13 protein-coding genes and 1 riboswitch are annotated in these 13,100 nt (G+C 75.4%); of the genes, 8 read left to right on the top strand and 5 right to left on the bottom strand.

Annotation, left to right across the window (positions count from 1 at the left end):
- Positions 1 to 2: 2 nt before the first annotated feature.
- Complete coding sequence (gene thiS / locus ACFU9E_RS22360) at positions 3 to 224, bottom strand: sulfur carrier protein ThiS (RefSeq protein ID WP_380683776.1); 222 nt, start codon at positions 222 to 224, stop codon at positions 3 to 5.
- Positions 221 to 1,384, bottom strand: a complete 1,164-nt coding sequence (gene thiO / locus ACFU9E_RS22355) for a glycine oxidase ThiO (protein WP_380683775.1) — start codon at positions 1,382 to 1,384, stop codon at positions 221 to 223. The genes thiS and thiO overlap by 4 nt, the downstream gene beginning before the upstream one ends.
- Positions 1,379 to 1,485, bottom strand: a riboswitch (TPP riboswitch). Its footprint overlaps the gene before it by 6 nt.
- A 120-nt stretch (positions 1,486 to 1,605) precedes the next feature.
- On the opposite strand from thiO, the gene ACFU9E_RS22350 reads away from it, so the two are divergent.
- From ACFU9E_RS22350 to thiE, 3 genes are read left to right on the top strand one after another with little or no spacing between them, the layout of a single operon-like run.
- A complete protein-coding gene (locus tag ACFU9E_RS22350; protein WP_380683774.1) occupies positions 1,606 to 2,835 on the top strand; it encodes an NAD(P)/FAD-dependent oxidoreductase in 1,230 nt (409 codons plus the stop codon).
- 59 nt (positions 2,836 to 2,894) lie between these two features.
- Entirely contained in the window at positions 2,895 to 3,260 is a 366-nt protein-coding gene (locus ACFU9E_RS22345; protein ID WP_350549447.1) for an Rv2175c family DNA-binding protein, read from the top strand.
- Positions 3,257 to 3,901: a thiamine phosphate synthase gene (thiE, locus tag ACFU9E_RS22340; protein ID WP_380683773.1), complete on the top strand. Its 645-nt coding sequence runs from the start codon at positions 3,257 to 3,259 to the stop codon at positions 3,899 to 3,901. The genes ACFU9E_RS22345 and thiE overlap by 4 nt, the downstream gene beginning before the upstream one ends.
- A 51-nt stretch (positions 3,902 to 3,952) precedes the next feature.
- On the opposite strand, the gene ACFU9E_RS22335 is transcribed toward thiE, so the two are convergent.
- On the bottom strand, positions 3,953 to 5,059 hold the full coding sequence (locus ACFU9E_RS22335; protein WP_380683772.1) for a polyprenyl synthetase family protein: 1,107 nt from the start codon (positions 5,057 to 5,059) through the stop codon (positions 3,953 to 3,955).
- 243 nt (positions 5,060 to 5,302) lie between these two features.
- Here ACFU9E_RS22335 and metF point away from each other — a divergent pair, with 243 nt between their 5' ends.
- Complete coding sequence (gene metF, locus ACFU9E_RS22330; RefSeq protein WP_380683771.1) at positions 5,303 to 6,217, top strand: methylenetetrahydrofolate reductase [NAD(P)H]; 915 nt, start codon at positions 5,303 to 5,305, stop codon at positions 6,215 to 6,217.
- A 155-nt stretch (positions 6,218 to 6,372) separates the two neighbouring features.
- Entirely contained in the window at positions 6,373 to 7,254 is an 882-nt protein-coding gene (locus ACFU9E_RS22325; protein ID WP_380683770.1) for a hypothetical protein, read from the top strand.
- A 644-nt stretch (positions 7,255 to 7,898) separates the two neighbouring features.
- On the opposite strand, the gene ACFU9E_RS22320 is transcribed toward ACFU9E_RS22325, so the two are convergent.
- The gene (locus ACFU9E_RS22320) at positions 7,899 to 9,404 is read right to left on the bottom strand and encodes a phytoene desaturase family protein (RefSeq protein WP_380689775.1); all 1,506 of its coding nucleotides are present in this window, start codon (positions 9,402 to 9,404) and stop codon (positions 7,899 to 7,901) included.
- A 36-nt stretch (positions 9,405 to 9,440) separates the two neighbouring features.
- Positions 9,441 to 10,091 (bottom strand): DUF4126 domain-containing protein, encoded by a 651-nt coding sequence (locus ACFU9E_RS22315; protein ID WP_380689777.1) that lies wholly within the window; start codon positions 10,089 to 10,091, stop codon positions 9,441 to 9,443.
- Positions 10,092 to 10,577: 486 nt separating this feature from the next.
- Here ACFU9E_RS22315 and ACFU9E_RS22310 point away from each other — a divergent pair, with 486 nt between their 5' ends.
- The 3 genes from ACFU9E_RS22310 (at position 10,578) to ACFU9E_RS22300 (ending at position 12,884) form a co-directional block, all read left to right on the top strand.
- Positions 10,578 to 11,210 carry an SAV_6107 family HEPN domain-containing protein gene (locus ACFU9E_RS22310; RefSeq protein ID WP_380689952.1) on the top strand — a complete coding sequence of 211 codons (633 nt, stop codon included), beginning with the start codon at positions 10,578 to 10,580 and terminating at the stop codon, positions 11,208 to 11,210.
- 89 nt (positions 11,211 to 11,299) lie between these two features.
- The gene (locus ACFU9E_RS22305; RefSeq protein WP_380689950.1) at positions 11,300 to 12,052 is read left to right on the top strand and encodes a methyltransferase domain-containing protein; all 753 of its coding nucleotides are present in this window, start codon (positions 11,300 to 11,302) and stop codon (positions 12,050 to 12,052) included.
- Positions 12,053 to 12,494: 442 nt separating this feature from the next.
- Complete coding sequence (locus tag ACFU9E_RS22300) at positions 12,495 to 12,884, top strand: DUF3040 domain-containing protein (protein ID WP_355361718.1); 390 nt, start codon at positions 12,495 to 12,497, stop codon at positions 12,882 to 12,884.
- The last annotated feature ends 216 nt before the right edge of the window (positions 12,885 to 13,100 follow it).

The following is a 13,100-nucleotide window of genomic DNA, read 5'->3' as shown; positions in this document are numbered from 1 at the left end:
GGTCAGCCTCCCTGGACGGCGGTGAGGATCTCGATCCGGTCGCCCGCCGACAGCGGCGTGCGCGGCCACTCGGCGCGCGGCACCACGGCCTCGTTCAGGGCGGCGGCGACGCCGGAGTGCGCCTGGCTGAGGGTGGCGACCACCTCGGCGAGGGTGGTCGTGGCGGGCACCTCGCGGGGCTCGCCGTTGACGCTCAGGGGGATGTCGCTGGTGCGGGGGCTCATGCCGGGACCTTCGTGAATCGGGTGGGGGCGAACGGGTGGGCGAGCTCCGGCAGGGTGCCGGTGGCCAGGTAGTCGGCCAGCAGGTCGCCGGTGACGGGCGTCAGCAGGACGCCGTTGCGGTAGTGGCCGGTGGCGGCGACCAGGCCGGGCAGCGCGGTCGGGCCGAGCAGCGGCGCGTTGTCCGGCGAACCGGGGCGCAGCCCGGCGCCGGTCTCCACCAGCGGCAGCTCGGTGATGCCGGGGACCAGCTCGTGCGCGTCGCGCAGCAGCTCGTACACCCCGCCGGCGGTGACCGTGGTGTCGTGGCCCTGCTCCTCGGTGGTCGCGCCGACCACCAGCTCGCCGTTCTCGCGCGGCACCAGGTAGAGGTGGCCGCCGCGGACCACGGCGCGCACGTTGCGCGAGAGGAAGGGCCGGTACGCCTCCGGCACCCGCAGCCGCAGCACCTGCCCCTTGACCGGGCGGATCGCCGGCAGCACGCCCGGGGGCAGGCCGGGCAGCAGGTGGCTGCGCGAGCCGGCCGCGAGCACGATCCGGTCGGCGGTGACGCTCTCGCCGGTGGCCAGCCGGGCTCCGGTCGCGCGGTCGTGCTCGACCAGCAGCTCGGTGACCTCGGTGCGGTGCACCACCGCGCCGGCCCGCTCGCACGCGTGCAGCAGGGCCTCGGCCAGCCGGCGGCCGTTTACCTGGTGGTCGTCGGTGACGTGCAGGCCGCCGCGCACGCCGGGTGCGAGCATCGGCTCCAGTCGGCGGGCCTCACGGCCGGTGAGCCACTGCGAGTCCAGGCCGAGCCGCTGGTGGAAGGCGTGCAGCTCGCGCAGTTCCGCGCGGTCGTCGGCGTCGAGGGCGACGGCGAGGGTGCCGCACTGCCGGTAGCCGATGTCCCGGCCGCCGCTCGCCTCGGTGAGTTCGGCGGCGAAGGACGCGTACCGCTCGTTGGAGGCCATCCCGAGGCGCAGCAGCGGCTCCTCGCCGTACTGGAGTTCGGTGACCGGGGCGAGCATGCCCGCCGCGACCTGGGCGGCACCGTGGCCGGGCCAGGGGTCGACCAGCAGGACGCGCAGCCCGCGCTGGGCCGCCCGCCAGGCGACGACGAGGCCGATGATCCCACCGCCGATGACCAGCACCTCGGCATGGGCGCCCCGTACCAGGCGTGTCAAAGCTGCTCTCCCTTCGCCGGTATGACCCGGATCAGGTTCGGACGGTCGCGGGCCGTGCCAGCCCGCCTCTCAGCCCGGTGCGCCGGGCTCCCGTGATGGTGCCCCCACCTTAACTCCGGGGGGTGCGCCCCCTGAAGGTGCCCGGGAGCGGGGCGGGGAGGGACGGGGGAGGGGCGGCCTAGGACCTCGGACCCGGGACCGGCCTCAGTACAGTGACGGGCGTGGCTGAGCTGAACGGAACGGGACAGACGGATCGGGTCGTCGTGGTGGGCGCCGGGCTGGCCGGGGCGCAGTGCGCCGCGGTGCTGCGGCGCGACGGCTGGCAGGGGCGGATCACGCTGGTCGGCGAGGAGCCGCACGCGCCGTACGACCGGCCGCCGCTCTCCAAGGACGTCCTCCTCGGCAAGACCGACAGCACCGCCCTCGACCTCGACTTCGCCGGCCTCGGCGTCGAGCTGCTCACCGGCCGCCGCGCCACCGGACTCACCCCCGGCGGCCCCGGCGGCGCGGGCCTGCTGCACACCGACGCCGGGGACGAGCCGTACGGCGCGCTGGTGATCGCCACCGGCGCCGAGCCGCGGGCCCTGCCCGGCGCCGAGCGCGCCCATCTGCTGCACACCCTGGACGACGCGCTGGCGCTGCGCGCCCTGCTCCGCCCCGGCCTGCGCCTGGTGCTGGTCGGCGCGGGCTGGATCGGCGCCGAGGTGGCCACCGCCGCCCGGGCGGCCGGCTGCGAGGTGACCGTCGTCGAGGCCGGCCCGGCGCCCGTCCCCGGCGCGCTGCCCGCCGAGGTCGGCCGGGCGATGGCCGCCTGGTACGCCGAGGCCGGGGTGGACCTGCGCTGCGGCACCGGCGTCGCGGCCGTCGAACCGGGCGCGGTGCTGCTCGCCGACGGCTCGCACCTGCCCGCCGACGAGGTGGTGGTCGGCATCGGCGCCCGCCCGGCCACCGGCTGGCTGGCCGGCACCGGGGTCGCCCTGGACGCGGCCGGCGCCGTGCTGGTGGACGAGCGGCTGCGCACCACCGTGCCGGGTGTCCTCGCGGCCGGCGACTGCGTCAGCTACCCCTCGGTGCGCTCCGGCACCCGGCTGACCGTCCAGCACTGGGACCACGCGCTGCAGTCCGGCGAGGCCGTCGCCGCCACCCTGCTCGGAACGGACGCGCCGCCGTACGACCCGGTGCAGTACTTCTGGTCCGAGCAGTTCGGCCGGATGGCGCAGTACGCCGGACGGCACGGCGCGGGCGACGAGCTGCTGTGGCGCGGCTCGCCGTCGGACGCCGGCTGGTCGGTGCTCTGGCTGCGCGACGGCGCCCTGCGCGCGCTGCTCGCGGTCGACCGGCCGCGCGACCTGACCCAGGGACGGCGGCTGATCGAGCGAGGCGCCGTGCTCGACCCGGCCCGCGCCGCCGACCCGGCGGTCCCGCTGAAGTCGGCCCTGGCCGCCGGGTAGCGCCGGGCGGCGGACCCGGTTGGTGCGCGGCGGGCCGCCGAGGTGGCAGTCTGGTGCTTGTGAGTGAGATCGAAGCCAAGATTGAAGCCCTGGTCCCCGCGTGGCTGTACCTCCCCGACATCTCCGAGAAGTGGGGTCTGGTGGTCACCGAGGTCCGCAACATGGTCAAGAAGGGTGACCTGATCGCCGTCCGCCGCGGCCCCAACAAGTCGCTGCAGGTCCCGGCGGCGTTCATCGACGAGACCGGCCCGGTGAAGCACCTGGTCGGCACGCTGACGGTGCTGCGCGACAGCGGGTTCAGCGACGAGGAGATCCTCGAATGGATGTTCAGCGAGGACCCGTCGCTGCCCGGCACCCCCGTCCAGGCGCTCTGGGAGAACCGGGCCACCGAGGTCAAGCGCCGCGCCCAGGCGATGGCGCTGTGACGGACCGACGGGATCGGCTCGCCGACGCCCGGCTGTACCTGTGCACCGACGCCCGGCGCGAGCGCGGCGACCTCGCCGAGTTCCTGGACGCGGCGCTGGCCGGCGGCGTCGACATCGTCCAGCTCCGGGACAAGGGCCTGGAGGCCCGGCAGGAACTGGCGGCGCTGGAGGTCTTCGCCGACGCCTGCCGCCGGCACGGCAAGCTGCTCGCCGTCAACGACCGCGCCGACGTCGCCCACGCGGCCGGCCCCGACGTGCTGCACCTCGGGCAGGACGACCTTCCGGTGCCCGCCGCCCGGGCGATCATCGGCGAGGACGTGCTGATCGGGCGGTCCTGCCACGCCGAGTCCGAGGTGGCCGCGGCCGCCGCCGAGCCCGGCGTCGACTACTTCTGCACCGGTCCGGTCTGGCCGACCCCGACCAAGCCTGGACGCCCCGCGCCGGGCCTGGGCCTGGTCGAGTACGCGGCGAAGCTGGGGACCGACCGCCCGTGGTTCGCCATCGGCGGCGTCGACCTCGGCAACCTGGACGAGGTGCTGGCCGCCGGCGCCCGCCGGGTGGTCGTCGTCCGGGCCATCACCGCCGCGGACGACCCGGGGGCCGCGGCCGCCGAGTTCGCCCGCCGGCTGCGCGCCCGCTGACCGACCGGGGCCGCCGCCGTCCGCTCCGCCCCCGCGCCTGTGCGGAGGGGGTCAGTACTTGCGGACGGTGGCGGCCTCGGCGAGCGCCAGCAGCGTCCCGCGGGCCCGCGGGTCCGCCAGCGGCGCCTCGTCCAGCGCGGTCAGCGCCTGACGCAGCAGCTCCTCGATCCGCTGCTCCACCCGCTCCGGCGCGCCGCTGCGGGCCACCAGTTCGCGCAGCCCGGCGACCTCCCCGGCGGTCAGGTCCGGTGCGCCCAGCCGCTCGTCCAGGTGCCGTGCCTCGGCGGCCGGCAGGCCCCGCATGGCGTGCGCGACCAGCAGCGTCCGCTTGCCCTCGCGCAGGTCGTCGCCGGCCGGCTTGCCGGTGACCACCGGGTCGCCGAACACGCCGAGCAGGTCGTCCCGCAGCTGGAACGCCTCGCCCAGCGGCAGGCCGAACGCCCCGTAGGCCTCCACCAGCCGGGGCGGGGCCCCCGCGAGCAGGGCGCCGACCTGGAGCGGCCGCTCGATCGTGTACTTGGCCGACTTGTAGTGCAGGACGGTCTGCGCGCGGTCCAGCGCGCCCTGGTCGGTGGAGTCCCCGGCGACCGGCTCCAGTACGTCCAGGTACTGGCCGACCATCACCTCGGTGCGCATCAGGTCGAACATCGGCTTGGCGGCCAGCACCGCCGCCGGGTCCAGGCCGGAGTTCAGGAACAGCTCGTCGCACCAGATCAGCAGCAGGTCGCCGAGCAGCACCGCCGCCGAGGCGCCGTACTGCTCGCGGTCGCCGCGCCAGCCGCGCTCGCGGTGCATCGCCTCGAAGCGGCGGTGCACGGAGGGCAGGCCGCGGCGGGTGTCGCTGCGGTCCATGAGGTCGTCGTGGACGAGCGCGCTGGCCTGGAGCAGCTCCAGGGCCGCCGCCGCCCGGGTGATCCCCTCGCCCGCCGCCGGGCCGCCGGCGCCGCGCCAGCCCCAGTAGCAGAACGCCGGGCGCAGCCGCTTGCCGCCGTCCAGCAGGAAGTCACGCAGCGCCTCGGTGACCGGCTCCAGCTGCGGGGAGACCTTGCCGAGCAGGGCCGACTGGCCGTCCATGAAGCCGACGAGGGCCGCGTTGACGCGCTCGCGCACGTCCTCCACGTCAATCGGGTTGGCCGGCCGGTGGCTGGAGGAGGTCACGATGGGGCTCCGGAGGTAGCTGGGGTGCGCAGCAAGCGTATCCGGGGTGGAGGGGAACAGCCGTACGCGCGAGCTCCGGCCGGGCGCGCGGCCCGCCGTCCGTCCGCCGTCCGTCCGCCGTCCGCGCGGATCCCGCGCAGGGCCCCGGTGTCGTCCATCCGGCGTCCACCTGTCGTCCATCCGGCGTCTCAAGGGCTGGGACCGAGTTGTCCGCGCCCTTCCACCGGCGGCTAACCTGCCAGCATGGCACTCGGTATCGCTTCGACCAGACCGGACCGCGCGCAGACGGTCCGCGAACTCCTGGCAGCAGGAAAGCGGTCCTTCTCCTTCGAGTTCATGCCGCCGCGCACCGAGGTCGGCGAGCAGAAGCTCTGGGACGCCATCCGGCGGCTCGAACCGCTCGACCCCAACTTCGTCTGCATGACGTACGGCGCCGGCGGCTCCTCGCGCGAGCGCACGGTGAACATGGTCGGCCGGATCGCCACCGAGACCACGCTCACCCCGGTCGCCCACCTGACCGCCGTCGACCACTCCGTCGCCGAGCTGCGCAACATCATCGGCCAGTACGCCGACCAGGGCGTGCGCAACGTCCTCGCGGTGCGCGGCGACCCGCCCGGCGACCCGCTGGGCGAGTGGGTCAGCCACCCGGAGGGCGTCACCTACGCGTACGAGCTGGTCGAGCTGATCAAGGGCATCGGCGACTTCTGCGTCGGCGTGGCGGCCTCGCCGAACATGCACCCGCGCTCGACCAACTGGGACGACGACATCCGGCACTTCGTGGCGAAGGTCCGCTCCGGGGCCGACTACGCGATCACCCAGATGTTCTTCGAGGTGGACGACTACCTGCGGCTGCGCGACCGGGTGACGGCCGCCGGCTGCGAGACGCCGATCATCCCGGAGATCATGCCGGTCACCAACGCCAAGCAGCTGGAGCGCTTCCCGCAGCTGAGCGGTTCGGCTTTCCCGCCGGACCTGGAGGCCAGGCTGCGCGCGGTGATCGACGACCCGGCGGCGCTGCGCGCGATCGGCATGGAGCACGCCACCGCGATGTCCGAGCGGCTGCTGGCGGAGGGCGTCCCCGGGCTGCACTTCATCACGCTGAACCACTCGACGGCGACGCTGGAGATCTACCAGAACCTCGGTCTGCACCGGCGCTGAACTGCGGCGCGTCGCGTTCCTGCGGGGTTCCCGCAGGGTTCCCGCCGGGTTCCTGCGGGGGACGGGAACGCGATGCGGTACCCGGGCCGTTGAACCGGTACAGTCGCCGCACACGCGCGGCGGGCGCGGGCACGCGACTGGAGGTAGCGGGCGGGATGGGCATCGGATACCTGCTGCTGTACGTCGCGTTGGCGGTGGTGGCACTCTGGCTGGTCGCCGAGCTGCTGTTCCAGAACCGGGCCCCGCTGCACTGGCGCGGCCTCGCCCTGGCGGGCTTCCTCGCGGTGGCCGCCGGGATGGCGGCGGGCTCCGTGCCGGTGATCGGCGCGGGCGCCGCGATGTTCGCGGTCGGCCAGACCTTCGTGACGCTCTCGGTGAAGCGCGGGTACGCCTCCGGGTGGTCGCTGCGGGCGGCGGACGGCAGGCTGCCGGGGCCGCTCGCCAAGGTGCCGCTGCTCGGTGCGCTCACCGGCGGGGGCGCGGCCGTCGCCGCCGCGGCGGTCGCGGTGGAGCAGGTCGGCGAGGTGGGCGCGGTCGAGGAGGCCCCGGCCGTGGTGCCGCCGGCGGCGGAGGAGACGGCCGTCGAGCAGACCGCCGCGTTCGAGATGCAGGAGCTCGCCGCCGACGGCGTGTACGCGTCGTCCTACTACGAGCAGCAGCAGGACGCCGCCGCCTACACCGAGGCCTACCGGGCCGGCTACGACCCGGCGCAGCAGCAACAGCAGCAGTACGGCTACGACCAGCAGCAGCAGTGGCAGCAGCAGTACGGCTACGACCAGGGCTACGGCACCTACCAGCAGCAGCCCGACGCGTACGGCAACTACCAGCAGCAGCAGGCCGACCCGTACACCGGCTACCAGCAGCAGCAACAGCAGCAACAGCAGCAGTACGGCTACGACCAGCAGCAGTGGCAGCCCACCGAGCCCCAGCCGCAGCCCGAGCAGCCCATCACCGGCATCCCGCACCAGCCGCAGCAGCCCCACTACGACCAGTACGGCTACCAGCAGCAGCACCCCACCTGGCAGCAGCAGCCCTGACCCGAGCGCACCCGGGACGTCCGCGCACGCCCGCGGCCTCCGGCCGCCGGCGCGCCCTCAAGCGCACAGAAAGTCGGCGGGGCCGACTTCCCACTCCGTCCCGCCTCGCGATCTCCGGCCGCCAGCGCGGCCCCGCGTGCTCTCTATGCGCGTAGACGCGCGCCCGCACGCATGGGAAGTCGGCCCCGCCGACTTCCCATGCCGCTCGCGCGGCGCTCGCCCGAGAAGTCGGCTCCGCCGACTTTCCGCTCCATCCATCCCCGGGCGCCGGTTGCCGGCGCCCGGGGACCTCATCGGCTTCTATGCGCATACATTCGGCGTCGTGTGCACGGGAAGTCGGCGGGGTCGACTTTCCGTGCCACATGCCCCTCCTGGCCTCGGGTCGCCGGGCGGCTGTATGGGGGCTGGCGTGGAGGTGTGCATGGGAAGTCGGCCTGGCCGACTTTCTGCTCCGAGGGGCTCTGGCTGCTGGCCGCCACGCGCTCTATGCGCGTAGATGCGAGGCGCGCGCACGGGAAGTCGGCCGGGCCGACTTTCCGCGCTGTTTGCGCCGCATGCGGGGCGGCGCTGGCGGCCTCGCACGGGGTCTATGTGCGTAGGTGTGGGCGTGGGAAGTCGGTGGGGTCGACTTTCCGTGCCGGGGGTCAGGCGGGGCCGATGAGGTTGGCGACGATGCAGGCGGACATGCCGACACGGGCGAGGCCGCCGCCGGGGTGGGCGGCGCCGCCGGTGAGGTAGAGGCCGGGGTGGTCCTCGTTCGGGGCCTGGAGGAGGTCGCCGTCGAGGCCGGCCAGGGCGGGGGCCGGAACGGAGCCGAAGAAGGAGCCGGTCTCGCGCTCGGTGTGCTCGGGGGTGCGGACCACGCGCCAGAGCAGCCGCTCGCGCAGGTTCAGGCCGGCCGCGTCGACGTGGTCGAGCATCCGGTCGGCGAAGGCGTCCGCGACCCCGGGCGTGCCCCAGTCGAGGTCCAGCGACGGGGTGGTCGCCGTCAGCACCACGGCCTCGTGTCCCGCCGGGTGCAGCGACGGGTCGTCGGGCCGCAGCACCTGCACGGTCGGCCGGTCGGTCGGCGGGGTGCCCGGGGTGAAGACGCCGGCCAGTTCGGCGGCCGGGTCACCGGCGTGCACCACCGTGCGGTGCGCCGTGCCCTCCGGGCGGGCGCCGCGCAGCGCGAGCAGGACGCTCACCCGCCCCGGCACGCCGTGCAGCCGGCCGGCGGCGGCGGGCCACTCGTCCGAGCTCTCGGCCGGTCCCATCCACTGGGTGTGCAGCACCCGGGCGTCGATCGAGGAGACCACCAGGTCGGCGTCGATCCGGTCGCCCTTGGTCTGCACGCCGCAGACCCGGCCGTCGCGGACGACGACCTTGGCGACCGGCGTCTCGAAGCGGAACTCCACCTTGCGCTGCTCGCAGCGGCGGTACACCGCGTCGGCCAGTGCGCGCAGGCCGCCCTTGACGTACCAGACGCCGAAGGACTGCTCCATGTACGGCAGTACGGTGGCCCCGGCGGGGGCGGTGCGCGGGTCGAGGCCGAACCGCAGCGCGTGCTCGTGCAGCAGGGCGGTCAGTCCCGGGTGCCCGCCGAGCTGCTCGGCGGCGACGTCGGCGAGCGTCCACCGGCGCGGTGGGCGACGCCGGCCGAACAGACCGCGCCGGGCCGGGCCGGGCACGGGGTACGGGTCGGTGTGCAGCGGCGTCGGGTCGGCCGGCAGCGGCTCCTCCAGCAGCGGGCGGCGGGTGGCCTCCCAGACCGTGCGGCCGTGGTTCAGCACCTCGGCCCACCGCTCGCCCGCGCCCGGGCCGAAGGCCTCGTCGAGGGCCTGGACCACGCCGCCCCGGGAGGCGTTGGGCAGGGAGACGGCCGTCCCGTCGGGGAACAGGTGCCGGCTCTCCGGGTCGACCGGGCCGAGCTCGACCAGCTGTTCCAGCGGCTCGCGCCCGGTCTTCAGGGCGAGGTCGCGGTAGACGGCGGGCAGGGTGAGCAGTCCGGGGCCGGTGTCGAACGCGAAGCCGTCGCGCTCGTAGCGGCCGACCATGCCGCCGTAGGTGCCGCGTGCCTCGCAGACCGTCACCTTGTGCCCGAGGGTCGCCAGCCGGGAAGCCGCCGCGAGCCCGCTCATACCTGCGCCGATGATGACGATCCGTGCCATGGTGACGATCCTAGGACCGCCGGACGGATCCCCCGGTCACGGGCTGCCCGGCCCGGTGGCCCCGACGGTCCCGGGGGCATCGACGGTCCCGGCGGTCCCGGCCGCGCGGGCGGCACGGCGTTCGCGACGGCGGGCGCGGAAGGCGCGGATCCGGTTGATCGCGAACAACACCAGCAGGACGCCGGCCAGCAGCAGGACGGCGGCGATCGAGGCGGCCAGCCACGGGTGGAAGATCGCCAGCGTGACCAGCCCGGCCACCGAGACGTCCTCGGCCAGCGAGACCGCGATGTTGCTGGCCGGCTCGGGCGAGGTGTTGACCGCCATCCGCAGCGAGGCCTTCACGAGGTGGCTGACCAGCGCCGTCGTGCCGCCCATCGCGCCCGCCGCGACCTCGCTCAGCGACCCCGGGTCGGTGGAGGCGATCAGCGCGCCGACGGTGGCGCCCGCGATCGGCCGGATCACCGTGTGGGCGACGTCCCAGACGCTGTCCACGTACGGGATCTTGTCGGCCACCGCCTCCAGCAGGAACAGCGCGGCGGCCGCGAGCAGCACGTCGGTGCGCTCCAGGGCGGCCGGCACCGAGTCGGCCCCGGCGAACCGGCCCAGCAGGCCGAGCAGCAGCGCCACCGCGTAGGCGTTGATCCCGCTCGCCAGTCCGCTGGTGAAGATCAGCGGGACGATCGTCATCCGTTTCCCCGTCCGTTCCTGCTCGCAGTCCCCGCCGGGATCCGCCCGACTCGCCGTACCGTACCGGGACGCCGCCGCGCCGACCGGTGGTTCCCGTGCCGACCGTCTGAGTACGGATACTCAGACGGCCGATTGAGTACCTGCACGGATGGCCTTTGACCTGCGCGGACGTCACAGTGGTGGCACCGGGACGGCGGCGCGTCGGGCGCCCCGCCCCGGAGGAGCGGACGGCCGGTGCGATCGCACGGACCCGTCCGCACCGGAGCCGGCCGGAGGCCGCGCACCGCCGACACGGGGCGGCGGTGCGGGCCACGGGGGAGCCGGTGCCCGGGGGGACCGGGAAGTGCCGAAGCGCCGTCCGTGGGGGGACGGCGCTTCGGTGGCCGGCCGGGCCGGTCACCGGGGGGCCCGATTGTCAGTGGTGCCGTTCACCATGGAGGGGCACGGGCCACCCGGCCCGGGCGCTGCCTCGGAACGGGGGAGACCATGACCATCAGCCACCCTGAGCCCGTCACCGCCCGCCTCCACTCCGCCGCCTACCGACCGGGGAGCGCGCCGCGCTCCTCCGCCCACCGGCCGTCCGCCGGTGCCGATGTGCACCCGGTGCTGCGCCGGGCCGCCGCCCCGCCCGCCGCGCTCGACCTGCTCGCCGAGGCCCACCGCACCCTCGCCCGGGCCCGCGGCCTGGAGGACCCGCTGGAGCGGTACGCCGCCGCGCACCTCGCGGCGCTGCGCACCGTGGCGGCGGTGCTCGCCGTGCGCGGGCGCCCGGAGAAGAGTGAGCGGCGCCGCCGGGCGATCCGCAGCGCCTGGGAGGTGCTGCCCGAGGTGGCGCCCGAACTCGCCGAGTGGGCGCCGTACTTCGCGGCGGGCGCGCGCCGCCGGGCGGCCGCCGAGGCGGGCATCCGGGGCTCGGCCTCGGTCCGGGACGCGGACGACCTGGTCCGCAACTCGGCCCTGTTCCTGCGCCTGGTCGAGCGCCTGCTCGGCCTGCACGCCGCCCCGCCCGCCCCGCGGCTGCCACTGGACGACCTCGACGGGCAGCGGGCGGACGGGCGGCGGACCGACGGGCGGCGGACCGACGGACCGGGGGAGGCGGAGGTGCGCGAGGCCGGGTGAGCGAAGGGGCGGCCGAACGGGGCGCCGGGACGGGAGGGCCTAAGGTGGAGACAACCTGATCGACACTGCACGTGCCAAGGAGCCTCGCCTTGTACCCGACGCGTCCCCGCAGCGCCCTGCGTACCGCCGTGGTGTGGGAGGTGGTGCGCGCCGCCCTGGAGAAGCGGGTGGCCGAGCTGGACCAGCCGGTGCTCGACGTGGTCGACACCGGCGGCGGCACCGGCAACTTCGCCGTGCCGGTGGCCCGGCTCGGTCACCGGGTCACCGTCGTCGACCCGAGCCCGGACGCGCTGTTCGCGCTGGAGCGGCGAGCCGCCGAGGCCGGCGTGACCGACCTGGTCCGCGCCGTGCAGGGTGACACCCAGACGCTGCCCGAGCTGGTCGCGCCCGGCACCGTCGACGCGGTGCTCTGCCACGGCGTGCTGGAGGTCGTCGACGACCCGGCCGAGGCGCTCGCGAGCCTGGCCGGCACCCTGCGCCGGGGCGGTTTCGTGAGCCTGCTGGCCGCCAACCGCAACGGTGCCGTGCTCGCCCGCGCGCTCGGCGGCCACTTCGACGACGCCCGCGCGGTGCTGGGCGCCGCCGACGGCCGCTGGGGCGCGAACGACCCGATGCCGCGCCGCTTCACCGGCGAGGAGCTGGACCGGCTGGCGGCCGGCGCCGGGCTGCGGGTGGAGTCGGTGCACGGTGTGCGGGTCTTCGCCGACCTGGTGCCGGGCGTCCTGGTGGACACCGAGCCGGGCGCGCTGGACGCGCTGCTGAAGCTGGAGGAGGCCGCCGCCGGGCAGCCGGCCTTCCACGCGGTGGCGACCCAGCTCCACCTGCTGGCCACCCTGGGCTGACCGGCCGGCCCGCCGCCGGCCCGCCGCCGGTCCACTGTCGGCCCACCGCCGTTCGCCGACGGACTTCCCACCGTTCGCCGGCCCACCATCGGTGTGCCTTCCACCTCGTCTCCCCGCCCTCTCCTCGGGATCTCCCCAGGTCCGGGCCGATTCCAATGGATCGGGCACTTGTCCGCACCCTTCCGCGTTGAGGAGGGTGCGGCGAGGAGCCGCCGAAGTGGCCGGGCCCACGCGTGGTCGACCACTCCGCGACGGGCCCGTGGACCGTATGATCTGGGTAAAGCCGGAAAGCATGACCGCCGGATGCTCGGGGCATATGGACGACACGGGCCCGGGCCCCCGTACAGGCGTCCGACCGCGTGTTCTGAAGGCTGATTGGACTTGCCACCCCGACCGGGGCGGCGGACCGGTCGCACCCGCGACCGACGAGTAGGAGGACTCCGTGCCGCTCTCGGAGCACGAGCAGCGACTGCTCGACCAGATGGAGCGAGCGCTGTATGCCGAAGATCCCAAATTCGCTTCGGCGCTTGAGGGAACCGGCCTGCGCACCTACACCCGCCGGCGGGTGTATCTGGCCATCGGCGGCTTCGTGGTCGGCATCGGCCTCCTGATGGGCGGCATGGTCGTCGACCAGATCTGGGTCAGTGTGGTGGGCTTCCTGGTGATGCTCGGGTGCGCGGTCTTCGCCGTGACGGGCTGGCGCCGCGGGCCCGCGGGCCAGGCGCAGCGCTCCGGCGGTCAGGCCGCCGCGCCCCGCCGCAAGGCCGGGATGATGGACCGGGTCGAGCAGCGCTGGCAGCGTCGGCGCGACGAGCAGACCGGCGGCTTCTGAGCGACGGACTCCGAGAGACCGCACCGCCCCTACCGGCGGACGGTACGGACGCGACAGCAACGGCAAGCACTGGCAAAAGCAGCAGCAACAGCACGGACGTGGGGGGGGGGGGGCGGGGCCCCCCCCCCCCCCCCCCGCCCCGGGCGTCCCCGCGGGGGCGCCAAGCCGCCGCCCCCCCCGGGCGGCCGGCGCCGGGCCCCGCCCCCCGCGGCCGGG

The sequence above is a fragment of the Kitasatospora sp. NPDC057595 genome (assembly GCF_042800875.1).
Taxonomy (GTDB): domain Bacteria; phylum Actinomycetota; class Actinomycetes; order Streptomycetales; family Streptomycetaceae; genus Kitasatospora.
The sequence above is the reverse complement of the archived record's forward strand: the minus strand, read 5'-3'. Positions and strand labels throughout refer to the sequence as shown.

Bases quoted from the DNA above. Each gene is read 5' to 3' on its own strand.
- thiS (WP_380683776.1), bottom strand. From the start codon at position 224: ATGAGCCCCCGCACCAGCGACATCCCCCTGAGCGTCAACGGCGAGCCC.
- metF (WP_380683771.1), top strand. From the start codon at position 5,303: ATGGCACTCGGTATCGCTTCGACCAGACCGGACCGCGCGCAGACGGTC.
- ACFU9E_RS22325 (WP_380683770.1), top strand. From the start codon at position 6,373: ATGGGCATCGGATACCTGCTGCTGTACGTCGCGTTGGCGGTGGTGGCA.
- ACFU9E_RS22320 (WP_380689775.1), bottom strand. From the start codon at position 9,404: ATGGCACGGATCGTCATCATCGGCGCAGGTATGAGCGGGCTCGCGGCG.
- ACFU9E_RS22315 (WP_380689777.1), bottom strand. From the start codon at position 10,091: ATGACGATCGTCCCGCTGATCTTCACCAGCGGACTGGCGAGCGGGATC.
- ACFU9E_RS22310 (WP_380689952.1), top strand. From the start codon at position 10,578: ATGACCATCAGCCACCCTGAGCCCGTCACCGCCCGCCTCCACTCCGCC.